The organism is Pseudoalteromonas sp. BZB3 (assembly GCF_040104455.1).
GTDB lineage: Bacteria > Pseudomonadota > Gammaproteobacteria > Enterobacterales > Alteromonadaceae > Pseudoalteromonas.
Genome location: NZ_JBECOS010000018.1, coordinates 117,619 through 140,512 on the forward strand (window position 1 = coordinate 117,619; position 22,894 = coordinate 140,512).

23 protein-coding genes are annotated in these 22,894 nt (G+C 41.7%); 9 read left to right on the plus strand and 14 right to left on the minus strand.

Features of this window, described 5'->3' with window-relative positions:
• Positions 1-10: 10 nt before the first annotated feature.
• Positions 11-247: an OadG family transporter subunit gene (locus ABMY35_RS19565; RefSeq protein WP_349287755.1), complete on the minus strand. Its 237-nt coding sequence runs from the start codon at positions 245-247 to the stop codon at positions 11-13.
• A gap of 440 nt (positions 248-687) precedes the next feature.
• Here ABMY35_RS19565 and ABMY35_RS19570 point away from each other — a divergent pair, with 440 nt between their 5' ends.
• Positions 688-1,161: a YcxB family protein gene (locus ABMY35_RS19570; protein ID WP_349287756.1), complete on the plus strand. Its 474-nt coding sequence runs from the start codon at positions 688-690 to the stop codon at positions 1,159-1,161.
• A gap of 30 nt (positions 1,162-1,191) precedes the next feature.
• Here the strand turns inward: ABMY35_RS19570 and csrA are convergent, their stop codons facing one another.
• From csrA to ABMY35_RS19605, 7 genes are all read right to left on the minus strand, one after another.
• The gene (gene csrA, locus ABMY35_RS19575; RefSeq protein ID WP_058031817.1) at positions 1,192-1,383 is read right to left on the minus strand and encodes a carbon storage regulator CsrA; all 192 of its coding nucleotides are present in this window, start codon (positions 1,381-1,383) and stop codon (positions 1,192-1,194) included.
• 91 nt (positions 1,384-1,474) lie between these two features.
• A complete protein-coding gene (locus ABMY35_RS19580) occupies positions 1,475-2,695 on the minus strand; it encodes an aspartate kinase (RefSeq protein WP_349287757.1) in 1,221 nt (406 codons plus the stop codon).
• Between the two features lie 14 nt (positions 2,696-2,709).
• Positions 2,710-5,313, minus strand: a complete 2,604-nt coding sequence (gene alaS / locus ABMY35_RS19585) for an alanine--tRNA ligase (RefSeq protein WP_349287775.1) — start codon at positions 5,311-5,313, stop codon at positions 2,710-2,712.
• Positions 5,314-5,317: 4 nt separating this feature from the next.
• A complete protein-coding gene (locus ABMY35_RS19590; protein ID WP_349287758.1) occupies positions 5,318-5,779 on the minus strand; it encodes a regulatory protein RecX in 462 nt (153 codons plus the stop codon).
• Entirely contained in the window at positions 5,779-6,585 is an 807-nt protein-coding gene (locus tag ABMY35_RS19595; protein WP_349287759.1) for a BPSS1780 family membrane protein, read from the minus strand. The genes ABMY35_RS19590 and ABMY35_RS19595 overlap by 1 nt, the downstream gene beginning before the upstream one ends.
• 105 nt (positions 6,586-6,690) lie before the next feature.
• Positions 6,691-7,305 (minus strand): GTP cyclohydrolase II, encoded by a 615-nt coding sequence (gene ribA / locus ABMY35_RS19600; protein WP_138561732.1) that lies wholly within the window; start codon positions 7,303-7,305, stop codon positions 6,691-6,693.
• Between the two features lie 71 nt (positions 7,306-7,376).
• Positions 7,377-7,883 (minus strand): DUF3087 domain-containing protein, encoded by a 507-nt coding sequence (locus tag ABMY35_RS19605; protein WP_349287760.1) that lies wholly within the window; start codon positions 7,881-7,883, stop codon positions 7,377-7,379.
• Between the two features lie 128 nt (positions 7,884-8,011).
• Between ABMY35_RS19605 and ABMY35_RS19610 the strand changes: the two genes are divergently transcribed.
• From ABMY35_RS19610 to ABMY35_RS19620, 3 genes are all read left to right on the plus strand, one after another.
• Positions 8,012-8,647: a TonB family protein gene (locus ABMY35_RS19610; protein WP_349287761.1), complete on the plus strand. Its 636-nt coding sequence runs from the start codon at positions 8,012-8,014 to the stop codon at positions 8,645-8,647.
• A 115-nt stretch (positions 8,648-8,762) separates the two neighbouring features.
• Positions 8,763-9,314: a sigma-70 family RNA polymerase sigma factor gene (locus ABMY35_RS19615; RefSeq protein WP_349287762.1), complete on the plus strand. Its 552-nt coding sequence runs from the start codon at positions 8,763-8,765 to the stop codon at positions 9,312-9,314.
• Positions 9,304-9,903 carry a hypothetical protein gene (locus ABMY35_RS19620; protein ID WP_349287763.1) on the plus strand — a complete coding sequence of 200 codons (600 nt, stop codon included), beginning with the start codon at positions 9,304-9,306 and terminating at the stop codon, positions 9,901-9,903. Before ABMY35_RS19615 ends, ABMY35_RS19620 begins: the two co-directional genes overlap by 11 nt.
• Positions 9,904-9,913: 10 nt before the next feature.
• Here ABMY35_RS19620 and ABMY35_RS19625 read toward each other — a convergent pair whose 3' ends face one another.
• Positions 9,914-11,287 carry a Na+/H+ antiporter NhaC family protein gene (locus ABMY35_RS19625; RefSeq protein ID WP_349287764.1) on the minus strand — a complete coding sequence of 458 codons (1,374 nt, stop codon included), beginning with the start codon at positions 11,285-11,287 and terminating at the stop codon, positions 9,914-9,916.
• A gap of 252 nt (positions 11,288-11,539) precedes the next feature.
• Here ABMY35_RS19625 and ABMY35_RS19630 point away from each other — a divergent pair, with 252 nt between their 5' ends.
• Positions 11,540-12,394, plus strand: a complete 855-nt coding sequence (locus tag ABMY35_RS19630; protein WP_349287765.1) for a MurR/RpiR family transcriptional regulator — start codon at positions 11,540-11,542, stop codon at positions 12,392-12,394.
• Here the strand turns inward: ABMY35_RS19630 and ABMY35_RS19635 are convergent.
• A complete protein-coding gene (locus ABMY35_RS19635) occupies positions 12,391-13,539 on the minus strand; it encodes a DUF1343 domain-containing protein (protein ID WP_349287766.1) in 1,149 nt (382 codons plus the stop codon). The two genes, ABMY35_RS19630 and ABMY35_RS19635, sit on opposite strands and share 4 nt — an antisense overlap.
• 55 nt (positions 13,540-13,594) lie before the next feature.
• Between ABMY35_RS19635 and ABMY35_RS19640 the strand changes: the two genes are divergently transcribed.
• The gene (locus tag ABMY35_RS19640) at positions 13,595-13,870 is read left to right on the plus strand and encodes a SelT/SelW/SelH family protein (RefSeq protein WP_349287767.1); all 276 of its coding nucleotides are present in this window, start codon (positions 13,595-13,597) and stop codon (positions 13,868-13,870) included.
• Positions 13,871-13,891: 21 nt separating this feature from the next.
• Here ABMY35_RS19640 and ABMY35_RS19645 read toward each other — a convergent pair whose 3' ends face one another.
• Positions 13,892-16,795: an EAL domain-containing protein gene (locus ABMY35_RS19645; RefSeq protein WP_349287768.1), complete on the minus strand. Its 2,904-nt coding sequence runs from the start codon at positions 16,793-16,795 to the stop codon at positions 13,892-13,894.
• A gap of 124 nt (positions 16,796-16,919) precedes the next feature.
• Between ABMY35_RS19645 and ABMY35_RS19650 the strand changes: the two genes are divergently transcribed.
• The gene (locus tag ABMY35_RS19650; protein WP_349287769.1) at positions 16,920-17,537 is read left to right on the plus strand and encodes a chemotaxis protein; all 618 of its coding nucleotides are present in this window, start codon (positions 16,920-16,922) and stop codon (positions 17,535-17,537) included.
• A complete protein-coding gene (locus ABMY35_RS19655; protein ID WP_349287770.1) occupies positions 17,534-18,265 on the plus strand; it encodes an MBL fold metallo-hydrolase in 732 nt (243 codons plus the stop codon). The genes ABMY35_RS19650 and ABMY35_RS19655 overlap by 4 nt, the downstream gene beginning before the upstream one ends.
• 99 nt (positions 18,266-18,364) lie before the next feature.
• Here ABMY35_RS19655 and ABMY35_RS19660 read toward each other — a convergent pair whose 3' ends face one another.
• The 3 genes from ABMY35_RS19660 to ABMY35_RS19670 are packed head-to-tail and all read right to left on the minus strand — an operon-like array spanning position 18,365 to position 21,956.
• On the minus strand, positions 18,365-18,715 hold the full coding sequence (locus ABMY35_RS19660) for a VOC family protein (RefSeq protein ID WP_349287771.1): 351 nt from the start codon (positions 18,713-18,715) through the stop codon (positions 18,365-18,367).
• A 36-nt stretch (positions 18,716-18,751) separates the two neighbouring features.
• Positions 18,752-21,253 (minus strand): FtsX-like permease family protein, encoded by a 2,502-nt coding sequence (locus tag ABMY35_RS19665; RefSeq protein WP_349287772.1) that lies wholly within the window; start codon positions 21,251-21,253, stop codon positions 18,752-18,754.
• The gene (locus ABMY35_RS19670) at positions 21,243-21,956 is read right to left on the minus strand and encodes an ABC transporter ATP-binding protein (protein ID WP_138479226.1); all 714 of its coding nucleotides are present in this window, start codon (positions 21,954-21,956) and stop codon (positions 21,243-21,245) included. The genes ABMY35_RS19665 and ABMY35_RS19670 overlap by 11 nt, the downstream gene beginning before the upstream one ends.
• Here ABMY35_RS19670 and ABMY35_RS19675 point away from each other — a divergent pair.
• Positions 21,955-22,575 (plus strand): arylesterase, encoded by a 621-nt coding sequence (locus ABMY35_RS19675; protein ID WP_349287773.1) that lies wholly within the window; start codon positions 21,955-21,957, stop codon positions 22,573-22,575. The two genes, ABMY35_RS19670 and ABMY35_RS19675, sit on opposite strands and share 2 nt — an antisense overlap.
• The last annotated feature ends 319 nt before the right edge of the window (positions 22,576-22,894 follow it).

Consider the following 22,894-nt stretch of genomic DNA (forward strand, 5'->3'; position numbering starts at 1 on the left):
TACCCCTTTATTATTTTGATCTGTACTGAGCGATAGCTGCACTGATTGCAGCAATGTGCGCGTTAGATACCCCTGTTGATGCTGGGCGTTTAGTAGGTTGACGTTGTGGCTTTACTGGCTCATCACCACCTGCGATAAGTGATAACTTGCTTACAGCAAAAATTAAGATAGATAAGAAGGCAAAAACCCCAACCATGCCGGTAAGCATTAAGCTGGCTGCCTCTAGCAACAATGCACCTATATCCATGTTCTCCCCCTTTTTCACAACGCGCCTTGCGTCATTAATCATTTTTTATAAATATTTATTCAACATCATAACAAACGAGCTCAACTTGTAAACAATATTGTAAATTGGTAATACCAATATTAAAAGTTGAACAATAGCAACAACTTAACTGTAAAACACTGATAAAACGAATGAATTACTGAGATAAATATGAAAAATATTCAAAATAGCGCAGGTTTATTTAAATACCTTTAAATAAAAGTGATAAATAGGTTACAAAGACAAGTTTTAAAAACGGAAACAAAAAATGGTAAGACCAAGACGACACTAAACAAAACACCGTTATGATTGAATAAAAAATGTATTTTCATACTTAATGCAAGTCACATTAAAAATTTCAAATACGCATACACCATTCTTTTTTGATAAAATTGGCAGCAAATAAAGATTAATGAGTTGCTATGTATAAACACGAATTTACCCTTGATAAGCCTTACTATCAGGAGTGCTTTGATGAGTCCGAAAAATTTGGGAAAACTAACAAACCTAAATATGCGTTAGTCGGTTTTCTAACCCTGCTCGGTTTATTGTCTATTTATGGTTTAGAGAATGGCTACCTAGGAAATTTCTTAATCATTTTGGCAGTCATTGAATGCATTTCATATTACTATCGCCGTCCTTGGTGGGTTACCAGACAGATGATCAGCAGAGCAAGTGGCTCCAATGTGATTGTTGAGATTGACGAAGAAAAAATTAAAGCAGCTAACCCATACAAATCGTTTGTATTTAATTGGCAAAACATCACCAAAGTTATAAAAACAGACAGAGGTCTACTGATCTATTCACTAAAAGGTGCACAATATTTATCTTTAAGTGCATTGGATGACGAGACGGTTGAATTTATCTTAGCGCAAAAAAAAGCCACTAATGAATAGTGGCTCCTTAAATTATTCGCTAAAAGCTGATCAGATGTTACCTGTTGCAGGACCAGACTTTTCAGCCTGAATTCGCATGTAAATCTCTTCACGGTGAACTGAAACATCTTTAGGTGCATTAACACCAATACGTACCTGGTTACCTTTAACACCTAGTACAGTTACAGTTACTTCATCACCAATCATTAGGGTTTCACCCACTCGACGAGTTAGTATTAGCATTCTATTGCTCCTGTTATTCCAAAAATTAGAAGATTCCGCGTCAATTTCATTTTAATGAAAAGTTGTCATAAAAGTAAGCAAAAAAACCAATTTACTCAATACTTTCCAATAAAAATGTGCTGTGCAATGCTCTAACAGCCAATTCTAAGTACTTTTGCGGCAGCAAAGCCGAAATTTTCATTTCGGATGTTGTCACTAAGTCAGCTCTAATATTCTCGTGAGACATTGCCGTATAGAACTGTGCGATAACTTCTACATGAGACTTCAGGCCAATGCCGATTACAGACACTTTAGCCACTTCCTTATCACACGCCAATTCAACAAAACCGAGACTTTCTTGCTGGTGTGTCAAAAGCTCAATAACTTGATGATGATCATTACTGTGCACAGTAAAAGCATAGTCTATTTTATCAAGTTGGTGATTTAATTGGCTCAACATATCTACCGCAATGCCCGCATCAGCCAATACGGTGAGTAGGCTTGCAAAGATCTGTGGTTGATTTGGTAACTGCTTAAGAGTAATTAACACCTCATCTTTACTTGCAGCCACACCTGAAACTGGGGCTTTGTTCATATCTGGCTCCTCGTAAGTAATTAATGTCCCCTTTGAGTGGCAAAAGCTCGATAGCACCCTAAGTGGTAAGCGATAGTGACCCGCCGCTTCAACCGAGCGTAAGTGTAAGACTTTCGCACCAAGACTTGCCATCTCTAACATTTCATCAAAGGTAATTTGCTCAAGGCGACGTGCGTTTGGCTCAATGCGGGGATCTGTGGTGTATACACCATCTACGTCTGTGAATATCTGACATTCAGCCGCTTTTAATGCACCCGCTAACTCTACCGCGGTTGTGTCTGTGCCACCACGACCTAGCGTTGTAATATTGCCTTCCCGATCTCGCCCCTGAAAACCTGCCACAATCACGATACGGTTGTGTTCCATTTCTTGATTTAAACGGTCGGTACAGATGGACTCAATTCTTGCTTTACCAAACATGTTATCGGTTTGAATACCAATTTGATCGGCAAGTAAGCTAATTGCAGGATGTCCACGACGAATGATGGCCATAGCCAAAAGCGACGCAGTCACTTGTTCGCCAGTAGTCACCAAAACATCAAGTTCACGGCTGCTAGGACGGCTGTCAATTTCGTGTGCGAGAGAGATTAAACGATTGGTTTCACCAGACATTGCAGAGACAACGGCAACGACTTGATGACCCTGTTGTTGGGTTTTTATGATGATATCAGCGACAGCCTCAATACGCTCAATCGAGCCTACCGAGGTGCCACCAAATTTTTGAACAATTAATGCCACGAGTTACATCGCAATTATTGCGTCTTTTCGCTCACCCATGCATTAACGCTTTGCAGCGCAGCGTCAAGGTTTTCAGGCTGTGAGCCACCTGCTTGAGCCATATCTGGACGACCGCCACCTTTACCGCCCACTTTTGCTGCCATGTGATTAACTAGTTCGCCGGCTTTTACTTTGCCAACTAAATCTTTCGTCACACCTGCAATTAGACTTACTTTATCGCCATTCGCAACACCTAGCGCGATAACACCAGAACCCATCTTGTTCTTAAGGTCATCAACCATGCCGCGAAGCGCTTTCGATTCAGTACCAGCTACATTAGCAACTAATAATTTCACGCCATTTACGTCAACGGCAGATTCAATTAATGAGGCACCAGCTGCACTTGCAAGCTTGTCGTTAAGCTGAGTAACTTGCTTTTCAAGGCCTTTAGATTTCTCAATTAGGGCTGCCACTTTTTCAAGTACGTTACTTGCGTCACCTTTCACAAGCGCTGCAATCTCGCTTAGCTGTGCTTCTTGCTCAGACACATAGTTTACCGCATCTTCACCAGTTACTGCTTCGATACGACGAACGCCTGCTGCGATACCGCCTTCAGACACAATCTTGAATAGACCTATGTCACCAGCGCGCGATACGTGTGTACCACCACACAATTCGATAGAGTAATCACCGATTGACACAACGCGTACTTCATCATCATACTTCTCACCGAATAACGCCATCGCACCTTTTGCTTTCGCTTCGTCGATGTCCATTAATTCAGTTTGTAGTGCGAAGTTCTTACGGATCTCAGCGTTCACCAAGTCTTCCACTTCACGAAGTTGTGCTTTAGTCACGCCTTCAAAATGTGAGAAGTCAAAACGTAAGCGATCTGGCATCACTAATGAGCCTTTCTGTGCTACATGCTCACCAACGACTTGACGTAACGCTTCGTGTACTAAGTGAGTCGCCGTGTGGTTCTTCTTGATGTTTTCGCGACGCTCAGCATCAATATGTGCATCGGCTTTATCATTAACACCAATGCGACCAACTACTTTACCGTGGTGTGCAAATGCATTGCCTAGTTTAGTCGTGTCAGTAACAACAAACTCGCCACCCGCCACTTTCAATGAACCGGTATCACCAACCTGACCACCAGACTCTGCATAGAATGGTGTACGGTCTAATACAACAATGCCTTCTTGACCATCTTCTAGTACATTAACAGCTTCACCTTGGCTGAATAGTTCAACCACAGTACCGCTGTAGTGAGTTGCATCGTACCCTTTGAAGTCAGTCGACTTTTCAGACTTAAGCTGCTCATTGTAATCAGCACCAAACTTACCCGCTTGCTGAGCTTTCTTACGCTGAACTTCCATACACTCTTGGAAGCCTCGCTCGTCGATTGTCAAGAAACGCTCACGCGCAACATCGGCAGTTAAGTCAGCAGGAAAACCATAAGTGTCGTAAAGTTTGAATACTACGTCACCTGGGATCACATCACCTTTAAGGTCTGCTAGGTTTTCTTCAAGAATCGCCAAACCGCGGTCTAGTGTTTTACCGAACTGCTCTTCTTCAATACGTAGCACTTTTTCGATGATCTCTTGTTGCTTAGCAAGCTCTGGATACGCTTCACCCATTTCTTGAACAAGTGCTGCAACAAGCTTAAAGAAGAATGCGCCTTCTGCGCCTAGCTTGTTACCGTGGCGAACCGCACGACGAATGATACGACGCAGAACATAACCACGACCTTCGTTTGATGGCATCACCCCATCGGCAACTAAGAACGCACAAGAACGAATGTGATCGGCAACCACGCGAAGTGACTTATCTTCTAAGTCTTGCGCATTAGTTACTGCCGCAGCGGCTTTGATTAGGTTTTGGAATAAGTCGATTTCATAGTTTGAGTGAACACCTTGCAAAATTGCAGCGATACGCTCAAGACCCATACCTGTATCAACTGACTGCTTAGGTAGTGGTTCCATTGTGCCGTCAGCGTGACGGTTGTATTGCATGAATACTAGGTTCCAGATTTCGATGAAACGGTCACCATCTTCTTCAGGAGAACCCGGAGGACCACCCCAAATGTGCTCACCGTGATCATAGAAAATTTCAGAACATGGACCACAAGGACCTGTATCACCCATAGACCAGAAGTTATCAGACGTATCGATTTTGATGATACGGTCTTCAGGCACGCCCACTTCTTTTGCCCAAATGTCGAACGCTTCATCATCAGTGTGATAAACCGTTACCATCAACTTTTCTTTTGGTAACTGAACAACTTCTGTTAAGAACTGCCATGCAAACTTAATGGCGTCTTGCTTAAAGTAGTCACCGAAACTGAAGTTACCAAGCATTTCAAAGAAAGTATGGTGACGTGCAGTGTAACCTACATTTTCAAGGTCATTGTGCTTACCACCAGCACGAACACAACGCTGTGAGCTCGTCGCTCGCGTGTAAGGGCGCTTTTCGCCACCTAAAAATACGTCTTTAAATTGCACCATACCCGCATTAGTGAAAAGTAACGTTGCATCGTTACCCGGCACTAGTGAGCTTGAAGGTACAACTTGGTGTTGCTGTGTGGCAAAGTAATCTAAAAACGATTGCCTTAACTGTGCGGTAGTCATTTGCTGCATTTGATCAGTCACCTATTGTTGCTTGCATTGCAAAATTAATTTCTTCATAGCCAAATCCACGGTACATCATGTATCTCACCCGTTTGGCTTTTTCTTTATAATCGAGTTGTTTATCGCCTAAGCCATATTTTCTTTGGTAGGTCTCTAACGCTAATTCAAACCAATCTATTTCTTGTTCTTCGATTAGCGTCATCAATTGGGCCCGATCAACCCCTTTATTTGTCGCTTCGGCCAAAACACGCTTTTGACCTAAGCCTTTATTTGTTTGTCTGCGTAAAAAGCTCTCGCAGTAGCGCTTTTCATCAATATACCCTAAGGACTCACACCAGCTTAACAGCTGCTCTATGTAGTCTTCACTCGCATCTTTCATTCTCAGTTTTTGTGCGAGTTCTTTTTTTGAGTATTCTTGACGGCCTAACAGCCACAACACGTAGTTTTTTAGCTTTTGCTTTGTTTGCTCATCCATTAAGCGTCAAATCGACCTGTGTTGATTGCGCTTGATTGCGACGCTTGTTTTTCGCCCTGCCCGTTATTGTCACTGGTATCATCAGCAGGAAATATCGCCTGATATGAACAGAAAAAGCCAATATAAGCCACTGGCATGATAACCAGTAAAGGCACTAAACTTAATGGCATTGCTGCCAGTATTAATACACCGATCACCAAGCTAAATACAATAAGCGGTGCCATATTCGCTTGAAACACTTTTAATGATTGGCCAAGCGCATTGAAAATACGGTTTTCACCTTTGAAAAAGACCAAAGGTAGCGCAAAGGCAAACGCCATTAAATTCACAGCATGGGCTAATAAAAATACGCCAAGGTTGCCAATCGACAAGGTACTCATCACTTCAGCCAGTAATTGCTCATGATTATGGTTTTCTGCTGCCTGCTGCATCAGCGCGAAAGTTTCAGAAAATAAACTGTCAGCTAATAATGTCAGTAAAATCACTGCGCCCATTTGATATAAGCCAAGCCTAAATAAGTTTAAGCGACGGCCTTTGATCGAAAACGGTTTAAGTATATCGGCAAGACTGATGGTTTTACCTTGCTGCTTGCTAATGACGGCCAAATAAAAGCCGATCGTTAGAAAAGGCGCCGTAAATGCTGCAACTAATTGCAATGGAGGAAGCACCAAGGGGATCAATGCAACAACAATCATAAAAATGTACATAAACATAAAAGTCATCGGCTGGGTTTTAAAGATATTCCAACCTTGCTTTAACCACTGCAAACCCGCAGAAGCACTAAAAACATTTATCTTTGAAGACATAAAGACCTAAAAATAATCAAAACACTGGAATTATACCTATCAAAACACAAAATGCGACCATAGTAGGTCGCATTGTGCTCTCGGATACAAAAGAGGATGAAAAAGCTACTTTTTCTCAGGTACTTTTTCCATATCTAACATGTGTGAACCATGCTTCACTTTCGCTTCTAAATAATGACGATTACCGTCTTTAATGTGTGCGTGAGTGCCTACAACCTTATCAACTTCAATGCCTGCATTTTTTAACGCATTTAGTTTACGAGGGTTATTCGTCATAAGTTTAACGTGGTTTAAGCCCATCGCCTGAAGCATCAAAACAGCGTCTGAGAAATCACGCAAGTCGTCATCAAAACCCAAGTGGTTATTCGCTTCGTAGGTATTCATACCTTGCGACTGTAGAACATACGCATCGATTTTGTTGTAAAGGCCAATGCCACGACCTTCTTGGCGTAAGTATAAAATGATGCCACCCTGCTCATGCATGGTTTCGATACATTCATTTAACTGTTCACCACAATCACAACGTGAAGAATGGAATACATCTCCCGTTAAACACTCTGAGTGCATACGAATAAGAGGTACCTCATTCTTATCAGCTTCATTAAAGATCAAAGCAACATGCTCTTCACCATCTTTTAAACCATGAAACGATACAATTTCTGCAGGAATATGACTGTGCTGTCCTACATTCAGCTTCACTCTCGCTCTTACTTCTGCCACGACTTTTGCGAACCTAATAATTTAAAAATGTTATACTATCACACTTTGATAGCTTGAAATTTAGGAGCCCATTAAAACTTAGCTAAAATGCGCTCGTCGTATTTAGTAATATCCAATTCAACTTGATATTCACGCGCCAATGAATCTAATTCAGCTTGCCACATACTCAAATCTTCCATCGTGATGGTGTTGTCATCTAGCGTCCAAAGTTGCTTAGACCCAGAATAACTAAACTGCATAGCTAACATCGCATCAATATCGCCCTCTTTGGCGGCTTTTTTAATAGCCATCATCTTACGAGTGATGCGATTAAGTGCTTGCTTTAAATCCCACACATACGCAACTTCATACATAAATGGGTGCGACTTAACCTTTTTTAAAGTCAAACCTATAACAATTGAAGTCACAACCACGCCCAGTAAATTCCAATGAAAGTGACTACCATCAGGATCAGGGAACAATAAAATCAGCAGTTGTGCTATACCTAAACTGCCCACGGTGAGCGCTGCAATGCAGGCAAAAATCACTTTATTCAGATGTTTTCTATAACGCGTTTTATCAATCTCTTGTAACTGCATATCACTTCCTCGGCAAACCTATACGTATTGTACTGTGGAACGGTTGATAAAAAAATTTAAAATTTTTTCACCCCTTTTTTCTTGCTGTGTCGTTTTAGGGATAAGCAAACAAAAAAGAGGCGCTTATTATGATGACTTACACCATGCCAACTCCGGCTCAAACCATGACTAAAGTATCTGCATCTATTGTAATCGGTGCCATAGTGACCTTGGCTGCATTTGCCTTTATGGATTATTTGATCAGCAGTGAAGAAAGAGCCCCTGTTGAAGTTAAAACCCCCTTTGAATTAGAGATCATGCAAGACAGACCTGACTCTGAGGTACAAACTAAAACAAGGCCTTTACCGCCACCGCCACAACCTAAAGCACAGCCGCCAAGACCACAAACATCGGTACCGTCTGAGGTAGCTGGACCACAAATTGGTATAGGCGGCCCAGTGATAGAATTAGATCGCACGCCAATCAACACGCAAATATTTGCACCACAAGATGGCGATGCGACCCCGATTGTTAGGGTGGACCCTAAATACCCTGCCACTGCTGCTCGTGATGGCAAAGAGGGCTGGGTTGAAATGGCATTTTCAATCGATAAAGCAGGCAATGTAATTGATGCACAAGTTATTAATGCTGAGCCAAAGCGTATTTTTAATCGAGAAGCATTAAGAGCACTAAAAGGCTGGAAGTACCGTCCTAAAATGGAAAACGGTCAGGCGATAGTGCAAACAGGTTTACAAGTTGTGTTAGAGTTCAAATTGCAGCAGTAAGCGAAATACCCATCCTCAATAATTCTTTATTAAGAGGGTTGGTATAAGTTAAGTTGATTGGCTTGTCAGCGAGATAAGCCAATCAATAGGGAAAAGAACAATCGGGAAAGTGCCTATGCTGATAGCATTAAAGACATGGTTACATAAGGTTTCAACCAGCAGAGATCCACTAGAGGCGTATAAACAGACTGGCGAAGATATCTATATAGAGATTTTAATCAATACCTATAGCCAAGACCTGTTTCACTTTTTGAGTGGACAAAGCGATCGTGAACTGGCAAAAGATATTTGCCAAAAAACGTGGCTCACCGTTGTAGAAAAAAGCCATCTATACCGTGATCAGCAAACACCAAAAGCATGGCTATTCTCAATCGCTCGCAATGCTCTACTAGACGAATTTAAGAAACAGAACCGTCTATCTTCACTCGATGAGCAACACCATGAAGCTGTGAGTAACGAAACTGAAGCGGATGAAAAAAACGCACTCTATGATGCACTCCTCACTCTGCCGTTTTTGCAAAGAGAAGCGCTCAGTCTGCAATTAGAAGGCTTCAGCTTACAAGAAATTGCAACGATCACACACAGCGAAGTAGAAACCATAAAAACCAGATTACGCTACGCCAAACAAGCTTTAAAACAGCGTTTAGGAGACTCCCATGGCGAATGATGATGATTTTGATAAGACCTTGAAACAAGCTTACCAACAACTTAAGCAACAGCAGGGTTTAACGAAACAAGACCTTGAGCAGATGAAGGCCAAATGTCGCCAGCCAAAACAAAACAAATTTTGGCAACAAGCACAATGGGCAATGGCTTGTGCTGGTTTGCTATTTTTAGGTGCGTTATGGATACAACCTGAAAGTGAAAGTACCCAGGTGTACGCGCTTGACTTGACCCAGTATGAACATATAGAGCACCACAGCAAAGAAGGTGGTCAATATAAAGTCCAAGTCACTCGAAATCACACATTGCAAAGCCCTGAAAGCATACAAGCAAAGCATTCAGAATTACTCGCACAAGCGCGTTCATTCCATGGCCGTATCATTGATAACAACTCGGAGTTTTTACTAATAGCGGACTGTAAAGAAAACACTTTGCTAGAGATTGAAAAGTCATTGGTGAGAGATTTATCAGATCTCAACCTTGAAGGGCAACTTCGTCAAGGTGAACTGTTAGCCCTTACTAGCAATAAAAAAGGGCTGTTAGTAAACTTAACAACCCTTAATCAAAACCAAGGCATTTATAGCTGCCCTTAGTTCATATTGCTTAAATCATGATAAGGCTTGCTACAAAAAAACTTAACAATGCGAGTAACCCACCTACAAGCGCATAAGGTAATTGTGTTTTAACATGCGTCAATAAGTCACATCCTGATGCCAGTGCTGAAACCGCACTGGTGTCTGAGATTGGCGAGCAGTGATCACCAAAAATACCACCACTTAAAATCGCTCCGACCACCAGTGGTGCAGGCAAGCCTAATGCTTGAATGAGCGGTACACCAATTGGAATTAGAATAGCGAATGTGCCCCAAGACGTCCCCGTAGTGAATGAACTTACCGCGCCAGTCAAAAATAGAACTGGCACAATCAAATAGATAGGTAAGTATTCACCAACCAATGAAGCAACGAATTGTCCTGTACCTAGTTCTTTTAAACTCGCGCCTAAGGTCAAAGACAACAAAACAATGCTGACTAGCGGTAATAGCTCACCCATGCCTTTGAAGCCAATATCAACAAGCTGATGATGGGTAAACTGCTTGTGCGCAATTAACTGTAAATAGGCAACCATAGAGGCTAAAACCGTTGCATAAAGTACCGACTTAGAACCACTACCACTGGCGAGTTCGCCATTGCCGGTCCAAAACATAAAACCAACCATGCTGACAATTAAAGTGAGCAAAGGGATTAACATAAAACGTGCTTTACTCGCAGCAGGACCCGCATCGATTTCTAAATTTTGTTTTTCAAGTTGCTGCTCAGCTTCTTTCATTGGGCCGTGCACTTTATCGAATACAATGGTGTAAAGCACAATTAATAACGCAATAATGGCGTAAAAGTTAAAGGCCACAGAGCTCCAAAGAATGCTCACAGCCGACTGCTCAAGCTCATAGTTACTTAACAGTCCGAGTACATAAGCACCCCACCCGTTCAATAATATCAGGATGCATACAGGCGCACTGGTACTATCTATGATGTAGGCCAAACGCGCTCGACTCATTTTAAATTTATCGAACAAACCTCGTGAAACAATACCTGACGTCAACACACTCATATTTGATTCGATAAATACCGAAGTGCCAGTAAACATGGTAAGTAACCCAACTTGCCGTTTGCTTTTGGCAACCCCTAGATTCATCAATTTATTGACCGTCGCAGCGACACCACCCGATTCACGGATATAGGCCAATAGTGCGCCAATCACAATACTAAATATAAGAATTCGGCTATTTCCTGCTGACGTTACCACAGAAATGACACGTTCAACACTGTTAACAAAAGTAAGTAACCCAGACTGCCCTTGCGTATATAGCAATAAAAACTCTGAGCTTATTACCGCTAATAACAAAGCCATAATGACTTCTTTACGCCAAAACACCACCAATATAGCTATCAGCGGCGGTAAAATTGAATACCAAGACATAAATTTCCTTAAGTGCGGTTTATTATTTTCTATAAATTACTGTAATGAAGTGTAATTCGCTATGCACGATTAAACGAGTAAGCTTAAAGAGTAATATTTGAAAAACCAAGCTTTTGCGTTTTAAGAAAAAACACGTATGTGACACTTTCACCAAAAGTGGTACACTATATCGAAAATAACAACAATAAACGTACTACCTTTTTTGAGATAAACCCCTATAATAGGTACAACGTTATCCAAGAAGTAAACATCATGTCATCATTTTCGAAAATTAAAGCCTTATTGCCTCAGCTTTCTACCAGCGAAGCCAAGCTAGCAAATTTTGTTCTAGACAACGCACAGCAGATCAGAACACTATCATCTATCGAGCTTGCTCAAGCTGCAGGCGTGAGCCAATCAAGTGTCATCAAGTTTTCGCAAAAACTAGGCTATAAGGGCTTTCCTGCCTTTAAACTGGCTATCGTCGATGACCTAAACTTACAAAGCTTAAAACAGCTTAATACGAATGAGCGACTACCTACCAACAGCGACGATCCTATTGCTGATTTGGCAGCTAAACTGATCCAACATCAAACCACAGTGTTAGAAGAAACATTACAATTAAACCACAGTGAAGATCTTAATCAGGTTATTGCAAAAATTAAAAGTGCACGCAAAATTTTGATTTGTGGTATTGGTAGTAGCAATCTAGTAGCAAATGACTTTGCTCTGAAACTACAACAAATTGGCTTACCGGCGCTATCACAAGTGGATGAGATCAGTGCATCGGCTTATTTAGCAACCATGCATAAAGACGACTTGTTTATTGCGATTAGCACATCTGGCGACAGTAAGAGTATCGTGACATTAGCAGAGCAAGCTGCAAAGAATGAATGCTGTGTAGTCTCAATCTCTAAATACGGAAACAATGCATTAACTGAGCAAGCTGAATTAAACTTGTTTACTGCTTTCGAAAAAGAACCTGTAGAACATGCCGGTATTCTCACTCGTACCGCAAGCACATTGATCACCGATGTGTTATTTTTGGGCTTAACCCAGTCTCACAGTCGTTGGCAAAAGCGTGCTAGCCTTGCCACAGACAATATGCGTTCAATTCGTCACAACTAACGCTCATAAATCAAATAAGGTTGGCGGCGCAACTTAAAGTGTTTAAGTTTAGGCTGCCAGCTTTTTTCAATCTCAGTTAAAGACTGCCCTGACTGTATCGCTTTTCTTAATTTATCAGTGCCAGCCAGCTTATCCATAAACTTTGGATATTTAAAAAACACCTTATTTTCTGCCTTAAATTTATTGTAAGCGTCCACAAACCAAACTAAATCAAATTCTGTGCCTTGATGAGCTCTTAGGTCTTGACCATAAGCAACAGTGTCTTTCAGTTTTGGGTTTAGCGCAGCACCCGGTGTAGAAACGGGCGTAAATTCAAATTTACCCAGCTTCACTTCATTGTGGCCGAATACTTGAAATGGAAAATCGGTACCACGACCAACTGATACTGGTGTCGCTTCAAAGAAGCACAATGAGGGGTAAAGCGCTATAGATTGACTATTCGGCAAATTCGGACTTGGCTTAATGGGTAACTCAAACGGCTCCGATAAGTCGTAATCAGATACTGCAACCACGGTTAATTCAGGTTGATTTTCAGTGTTTAGCCATCCCTCTCCCACTATCATCTTTGCCAGCTCTCCTACTGTCATGCCGTGCAATACTGGAATTGGGTGCATACCAACAAATGATTGAAACTCAGGCTCTAAAACTGGCCCATCAATTAAGTTTATGTTCGGGTTAGGTCTATCTAGCACGATGACCTTTTTACCGGCTTCAGCGGCAGCCTCAAGTACATAATGCATGGTGCTAATATAAGTGTAAAAGCGAACGCCCACATCTTGAATATCAAAAATAATGACATCCACATCAGCCAAGTCAGTTAACTTTGGTTTTTTCGATTTTCCATATAAAGAAATAATGGGTAAACCCGTTTTACCGTCTATTTGGTCATTGATCTTTGCACCTGCATCCTGCTTTCCTCGAAAGCCATGCTCCGGAGAAAATACTTTTTTTACGTCAATTCGCTTCTCTAATAGCACATCAAGCAAGTGCTGCTCTTTTACCTGTGCTGATTGATTAACAACTAAGGCAACGCGTTTGTCTTTCATTAATGGTAAATATGTTTGCACTTGCTCAGCACCAACTTCTAGTGCTTTTAATAAAGGACTGAATAACAATATGAAGATCAATAATAGCTTGGCTTTCACAACAAAACCCTTTCAGACATAATATGTGCATCATATCAATTTGCGCTAAAAAACAATGAAAAAACCGACTATTACCATACATTACTGTGTTTTATGCCAATGGCTTCTGCGAAGCGGGTGGCTTGCCCAAGAATTACTCTCAACTTTTAGTGATGATTTACAGCAAGTCGCTATTGCACCAGCTTCTAAGGGTGTGTTTGAAATTTCCTACAATGACGAGTTAATTTGGTGTAGAAAACAAGATGGCGGTTTTCCTGAGGCAAAAGAGCTAAAACGCCGTGTCAGAGACAAACTCGACCCAAGAAGAGACTTAGGACATATAGATAAATAGCATGGCTTAAACTCAGCCTAATTAAGTCATCTTTCTGTGTATTTGGCTCATCACTGTGCCCAGCTCAACCATATTACTAATTGCATCTATGGGCATAGGCTTGGCAAAACAATACCCTTGGAGTTGGGAACAGCCCGCATCTGCTAATCGCTTGGCTTGCCCGCAATACTCAACACCTTCAGCAACGGTACTTACCCCTAAACTTTTCGCCATATTGATGATCACCACAGCTAAGTCATCTTCTTCTCTGTCATAGTTTAAGTCATCAACAAATTTTTTATCTATTTTTAGCGTGTTAAACTTCAAATGCTTAAGGTAAGTTAAACTCGAATAACCCGTGCCAAAATCGTCGATAGCGACACTAAAGCCCTTTTCTTGTAGAACCTCTAAAGACTGTCGCATCTCATCTAAGTTCGCAATCAGCGATGTTTCTGTGATTTCAAGCTCAATATTTTTAGGAGAAATTTGATAGCGATCCAGTAAGGATTCAAATTCATTCAGAAAGCTTTCATCTAACAACTGGTCAGCGGTTAAATTTACACTGAGCTGTAAATTTACTGAAGTAGTGATCCAACGTACCAAAGACGTCATAGATTTTTCTAATAACTGCAACGTGACTTTATTCATCAACCCCGCTTCTTCAGCAACAGCAATAAATTCATGGGGCCCCTTTAACTTTTCCTGAGTTTGCCAGCGAGCGAGCATTTCAAGCTTCTCCAGTGCAAAACTCTTCGCATTGACGATAGCCTGAAAGTAAGGCTCGAACTGACCATGCTTGAGACCCTGAACCAACTCAGCTTCTCGTTCTATGCGTTGCTCGACCTCTTTGTCTAGTTGGGAGTTGTAAAACTGATAATTACTTTTATTGACTTTTTTAGCTCTGTACATGGCCGTATCAGCATGCTTCATCAACATTTCAGAGTTAGTACCATCATCAGGATAAACAGCAATCCCAGCACTCAAGGTCACATTCAGTTGAATACCTTTTAACTCGTACTCCCCGCTACAAGTCAGCAGCACTTTCTCAATCACAGTATGGATATGCGCGCGCTCTTTAATGCTGTCGACTAAAATAACAAATTCATCGCCGCCCATACGCGCCACAGTATCGCAACTTCTTAGACCTCTGTTTAGCCGATGCGCAACCTCTTGTAACAGCAAGTCACCAGCATCATGACCTAAAGAGTCATTAATATTTTTGAATTTATCAAGATCAATAAAAACAACCGCAAAGGCATGTTGATTTCTATCTGCTCGTTTACAAGCTTGCGCCAACCTATCTTGTAATAACAAGCGATTGGGTAAGCCTGTTAAAGCATCATGATGAGCCAGATGATTCATTTTTCGAGTCATCATTCGAGACTCTGTGACATCTTGAAACACCATGACAGAGCCAATAATTTCACCTGATTTACTATAAATTGGTGAGATAGAGTCTTGAATAGCAAACACCAAGCCCAAGTGATTCTTAATACAAGTGAGCTCAGGCAACCCTAAGGTCGCACGCTGTCTCATACAATCATCAGTAACCCGCTCTATTGGCTCAAGTGTATCTTCGTGGAATAAAGGCATCACTTCAGAAAATTGCTTGCCCTTTACTTCTTTAGTTAGTTTCGCTAAAACCGCTTCAGCAACGGGGTTCATATAGGTAATTCGACTGGCTTTGTCGGTACAGATAACACCATCACCGATAGAGCTTAAGGTGACTTCTAACAGCTCCTTTTCTTCAGACAGCGCTTGAGTTAGCATCAACTTGTCAGAGATGTCCTGAAATGAAATGATTGTTTGCGTATGTGTGTCTTTATCATCTACCACGTCTGCAAATAGGCTTAATGACAATTTTCTTTGTGAGAAGGTCGTTAGTTTTACTTCTGGTAAATAAAAATGTGACTGCCCTTGTACCCCACATTTAAGTAAATCACTGGCATTTTCTTCGCTCAGATACTCGCTCAGATAACGCCCTTGTAAGTCTTCGAAATCACATTGCATGGCATCTAAAAATCCCTTGCTTGCATGAACAATTTGCCCTTGTTCATCAATGGTGACTAACATTACCTGACTGTACTCGAAACTATGCTGAAAACGCGCATGCTCCAATAAGACAGTTAACAAAAAGAAAGATGTACACACTGCAAGAAGCAATTCAACACTGCCATTTATACCTAAAGGCGAGATTTGCTGGGCGTGTTCCGATAGAACTATCATCGAAGAAAACAGCATCGCCAACACCACATTTAGCGAAGCAAACTGTTTGCCGTTTAACAGCAAACGACTTGCAATAAAGAGCAGCAAATTAACCAAGAAAAAACTACTTAAAGAAAATAAGGCTATCGGCATTGTCGCTAAACATACTACACATGCTAGCAGCCAAGACCTAGAAAATACTTGGCCCTCTTGCTCTTCATCATGAGACAAAATATGTGAAGCAAATAGCAATATTGAGAAGGCTTGTAGTAAATGTTCTACCTCTGATTCCATACCGATAAAATAAGCGCTTCCCTTAGATAAAGCTAACGCTACACTGACAAACGACACCACACCAATAAGGTATGCAAGCGCAAGCCGCTTTAGTCCAACACTCTTTATTTTATAGTGGCGAATTTTTCCAGCTAGGAAATAAACCTGTCCCACGATCAAGAGATGAAATGCCACATTAACAATGAGTGACTGAGGCAGAGAAAATAGCCACATGCTAACGCTAAGCAAAGTCGCTAATGCTGGAAAAATAAAACGGTTTAAGCCTTGCCAAAAACGATGAGCAATTAACAAGCAAACAACATCTGCCAAGATGATTAAGCTTGGAGAGGTAGGATCAGCTAGAGCAAAGGTTTCACCCAATAAAGCTGAACTAAAATAAACAATAAACACAATAAGAACTGTTAATACCATGTTGTTGCGATGCATCCATTCTTCCCAAATCAACATTGACCAACTTTAAGTGTTTATGATGAAGCTCAAATAATCAAGGTAACTTAGCAACTATAATAAAATCTAGAAACTTCTGAGTTTATTATCTATGCTCAATAAAAATATTCATCAGAGCGAAATAATGCTTAAAGCTGCTCAATCAACTGATGCTGTTGGGAATTTTATCCGGGTTGCCAATATCATTGCCAACTTAGATATCATCTTGACAGAGGCAAAAAACCTATCACTTACCGCTAAGAATGCGCGCGTTGTTGCGCTACGAGCTGGCGACTCGGCCTTTGGTTTTAAGCCCATTACCAATTTTATTGATGAGTTTTCAGATCAAACCATCAAAACGACTGCCGAGATCTCTACCTTATCTAATCAGCTTTTTACCTTGGCGCTTGCCGTGGTGCGATGCAGTAACTTCATAAACCATATTCAAAAAGCAAAGAGCGCCTCTAGCGATAAAACCTTAGACTCACTGCTCTCAACTGGCTGTGATGACCTTATGGTTAAGTCTAAAGCCCTAGAGCACGCAATTTTTAATTTAGAAAGCTACTTTGAAGACATACAAAAACAAATGCGAAGTGCCGAATACATTGCTGTTACGAGCCGTGTAGAAGCCTCAAATGCAGGAGATTTCAGTGAAAGCCTGCAAGGGGTTTCTGACTTTATAGCCAGTGCTGCCAAAAGAATTAAAACAGCTGTGACTGACAACCTCAGTGAAATTTCAAAATTAAGAGGAGTGATGCGTTGAAATCAACCGAACTATACTCAAGTGCGAGTCACACATGGATAGTCATGGGGCGAGATGAGAGCAAACCAGAAAAAATCATCGATACCAACCAATATCTAATAAAAAGCGCGCAAGAAGCCATCATTCTTGATCCCGGCGGCGTAGAACTTTTTTCTCCTATGTTGGCGAGCATTCTCAAGCATGTTGACCTTGAGCACGTCACCACCTTGTTTGCCTCTCACCAAGATCCTGACATTATCTCGTCACTTGGGCTTTGGGATAAAACCATTCCCAATGCCAAGCTTCATGCCCCTTGGTTATGGGAAGGCTTTATACGCCACTTTGGTATGGAAAATATTGAATACGTGCCAATTAAAGATGAAGGCGGCGAAGTCAGAGTTGGCTCTGCAACATTAAAATTTGTGCCTGCTCACTACTTGCATTCATCAGGTAACTTTAACGTTTATGACCCGCAATCAAAAATACTGATGAGCGGTGATATTGGCGCCTCTTTAGAGCATGGGGAAGTTCCTATGTTTGTTGAAGATTTTGCTGCACATGTAAAGCATATGGAGTACTTTCACCGTCGATGGATGCCATCGAATAGCGCCAAAAACAATTGGATTGCGCGAGTAAAAGAACTCGATATCGAAATGATGGCACCGCAACATGGTCGCATTTTTAAGGGTGAAGCTGTACAAGAGTTTTTGGAGTGGTTTGCCAAATTAGATGTGGGTATCGCTTCTTAGAAGCTCAGTCATACAACACATTAAAGAATATAAAACCCAAACATCAAGTTTGGGTTTTATTTTTGGGACAATTAATCGAATCGTGAATGAATGGTTTAGTTACTTATCAGACCAAATTGCCAGCTCATTACCACTGGGCTCTAAAAAGTGAAAACGTCGCCCACCGGGAAAAGCAAAAATATCTTGGCAAATTGTCCCGCCCGCCTTTTGCACTTCCTCCAAGCTGCGCTCTAGGTCTTCACTGTATATTACCACCAGTGCACTACCAGAATTAACATTCGCCATCTTGTCAGCTTGATAGAAACCGCCCTCTAAACCTGAACCACTAAAAGCAATATATTCAGGACCATAAGGGGTAAAATCCCAACCAAAGGCACGATGAAAAAACGCCTCGGTACTACCTAAATCCTTTGCCGCAAACTCAACGTAATTAATAGCATGATGTTCCATCTTTCAATTCCTTTAATAAATCAAGTAACTTACTGCTTAAGCCAATGAACGTAGCAGTTTTTGGGTATTCTGACGCATGGTTTTTGCCACCATAAAATAACCGATGAATGCCACAAAGCTCGCACCAGCTAACGGTCCTAAAATCCAAATATAAGGGTGTAAACGGCCATCGACACCAAATAGTTGCTGCTGAATAACTAGCAAAGCAATATCGCTCACCAGAGCGGCAACCACGCCAGCTATCGCACCGAGTAATAAAAACTCATACAGTGTTGCAAGTTTAATTAAACTGCCTTTAGCCCCTAAGGTTCTTAATATCACGACTTCTTGCATACGCTCAGCAAGACTTGCTTGGACTTGAGAGATAAGCACAAGCGCGCCACTAAACAATACAATCATAAGCACAAAGCCAATCGCTAATGACACTTGAGATATCATCGATTGTGCCTGTTGAATACGATTTTTAATATCAATCATGCTGATTGTTGGGTACTGCTGTAATAACTTGCTAATACCTTTGGTATGTTGCATTTCAAGCTTCGCAGCACTGAAGTAAGTGACCGGTATTTTACCAGCAAAATTAGGACTTAAGATCATCACAAAGTTTGGTTTTAGCGTGCCCCAATCTACAGTTCTGAAACTGGTTACCGTTGCCGTGAATTTTTGTTCATTAATTAAAAACTCAATTTCATCACCCAGTTTTAAATCAAGACGCTCTTTCCAGCCATCGAATACAGAGACTTCTAAGCGCTCTGAGTCGCTAAACCACTCGCCCTCTACGATTTCATTACCTTCAGGCACTTCGTCTAACCACGTTAAGTTAGGCTCACGGTTAACCCCTTGACGGGCATTATCGTCTTGCTCTTCACCTTCTTGCTTAGACACACGACGTGCAAACTCTTCACCATTCACCGCGTTTACACGCGCATTAAATACTGGGAAAAACGCTTCATGCGTGATTTGATTTTCATCGAAGTATTGCTTAATCGGCGAGATCTCGTCTTCGGCAATGTTAATTAAGAACATATTTGGCGCATCTTCCGGCACCTGCATTTGCCAATCTGAGATCATGTCGTTTTTCAGTACCACTAAAAACAGCATCAGCTTGATAGCAAGTGCAAAGGTGATCAACTGCACCGCATTGGTGTTGGCACGTTTTTGCAGTGTTGCAATTGCAAGCGACCAGCTAGAACCTGGACGAAGACCGAGTTTACGACCTGCTGCGAAAATTAGGCGAGAAATACCAAACAGCACGCCAATAACCAGTAAGGTAGATGCAAACAGCACCAGTGTTGTGATGATTTGACCGCTGAACAGCCACATTAGGACAAAAATAGTCAAAATCGACACACCAATATGCACTTTACTCAACGCAAGGCTATCGCCTAAATTACGACGTAAAACACGCAGTGGCGGAATATCGAATAAGTCTAATAACGGCTTTAACGAGAACATCAGAGCACATACAAGACCTATGAATACCGCTAATAACCAAGGCTTAGCCCCTGCTTCTGGCAATGTGGTGTCCATAAAATTGGCCAGATAATCTGCAGCAACACTTTGCAGCACAGAGCCAATAACCAGACCGATTACAATTGAAAATAACGTCACCAAAGTTAAGTGAGTAAGAAAGATTTTGCGCACTGTTGCGCGGCTACCACCTAAGGTTTTCATCATCGCCACAGGGTCGTATTGGCGCTCACAATAACGCTTGGCTGAAACCGCCATAGCCACTGCCGCCAACATAATCCCAAATAAACCAGCCAATAATAAGAAGCGCTCGGCACGGGCTAAATTCTCGCCAAGTGGCGATTGCCTATCTTTGATCCCTTGCCAGCTTTGATTCGGTTTTAGTTGCGGTTTTAACCAGGCATAGTAATCAGTTAAAGCTTGCTCAGAGCCCGAAAATAATAAGCGGTGGAATACACGACTGCCCGGCTGTACCGCTTGCGTTCTTTCGATATCAACATAGTTCAGCAAGACGCGCTTGTTACCCGCCAAAGAAAACAAAGGCGCATCAGGTTCACTCATGAGCACTTTAGCCACGGTAAATTCACCTGCACCAAGCTCAACAGTATCACCCACTTTTAAGCCCATGCTGTAAAACAAGCCTTCACTTAGCCATAAAGTGCCCGGCTCTGGTGCGCCGCGAATTGGGTAACTTTGACCTTCCAGATTATCTTTTAACTCGACTTGGCCTTTTAGTGGGTAAGCACTAGATACTGCTTTTACAGAGCCAAGCACCAGCTCGTCATTAGCAAACAACATAGAATCGAAAAACAGCATTTCTGCTGTTTCTAAGCCAAACTCTTCTGCGGTTTTTTGTACGATTGGTTCAAACTCATGGTTACTTGAAAGACGGCGATCAGCAGCAATAAAATCTGCGGTTTTTTGCTCTATGTTTAAGCCGATACGCTCCGTCACCGATGCCAAACTAAATACTGTCAGCACTGCAAGCGCAATCGCCGCAAAAATAATGCTCAGTTCACCGCGTCGAAATTCTCGAGAGAATAACTTAAACGCTAATTTAACCCACATTCGCAGTCACTCCTTCTCGAATTTGCTCCAACATACCGCCTTCGATATGAATGATACGATCACACTGCTGAGCCAATTGCTCATCATGGGTGACAAGAATAAGCGTTGTACCATTTTGTTTATTTAAATCGAACAAGAGGTTTTCAATAATATGACCGTTCTTAGTATCTAAATTAGCCGATGGCTCATCTGCAAAGAGAATTTTCGGGGTACCAATAAAGGCTCTTGCGATGGCGACACGCTGTTGCTCACCACCAGACAACTGCGATGGATAATGGCCTAGACGGTGCTCTAACCCTACTTTTTTAAGTAATTCGACGGCTTGCTCTTTGGCACTGTGATCGCCTGCAAGCTCAGCCGGTAGCATCACATTTTCAAGCGCCGTTAAGCTCTGTACTAGCATGAAAGATTGAAATACAAAGCCGACTTTTTCGGCGCGGATCCTTGCTCGCTGCTCTTCGTCTAGCTTACTTAATGCTTCACCGTCCAAATGCACATCACCGCTACTGGCAACATCAAGACCGGCCAACAAACTGAGTAAGGTAGACTTACCGGAACCCGACGCGCCGACAATCGCAACTGACTCACCGGGCTTGACAGCAAAATTGATATCACTAAGGATAGTAAGCTCACCTTCAAGGGTGTTTACGCGTTTGCTGAGTCCCTCGACATTTATAATATTCAACTGAGAAAGTACCGACATGTTAAGAGAATTCCTTAAGTTAGCTGTATTTCTTGCATTTTTACTCATTTCTTCTACGAGTTTTGCAAAAGACAAGATCATGATCATTGGAGATAGCTTAAGCGCTGGCTATGGGCTTGAACAAGAGCAAGCATGGGTTTATTTGTTACAAAATAAATATAAACAAGAACAAAGCGATATCGAAATCATCAACACCGCCATTAGCGGCCAAACAACCGACAATGCAATTTTAAAAATTGATGCATGGTTACAGGCCCACAAGCCTACTCATGTATTAGTTGAACTAGGCGGAAACGATGGTATTCGCGGCTTTCCAGTGAAAATTCTTCGTAAAAACCTCACCACCCTCGTTGAAAAAAGCCAAGCGGCTGGGGCTAAAGTCGCGGTGATGGCCATTCAAATTCCACCTAATTTAGGCCCTCGTTACACCAAGATGTTTGCAGACACATACAAAAAAGTCACAGATACGACTGACAGCTATTTAATGCCGTATTTTATGGTTGAAATCGCAACAGATAAGTTATTGATGATGCAAGATAACCTTCACCCGAATGCCGAAGCACAGCCGATTATTCGTGATTTTATGTATCGTGAATTCAATACTTGGCTTAGCAAATAACCAAATAAAAATGCCCTTAATCAATTTACTTTTTCGCAAAAAGCATGCAGCAGCAAGTTAAACGCCGTGATGAATTAGAATATAAACTTAGTAATGCTCATAAAAATCAAGAGTTAAGCCTTTTTTATCCACCTATCGTCGATGCCCAAAGCGCTTCTTGACATGGAGTTAAAGCGCTTATGCGCAGGCAGCTAAGTGATGGCTGCTTTGTGTCTTCGGTAGGATTTATTTCGGTTACTTAAGAAAGCGGGCTCATCAGTGAAATGGGCGAGTGGCTTACAAAGCAAACTTGCTATGATATTAAGTCACTTGTGACTTC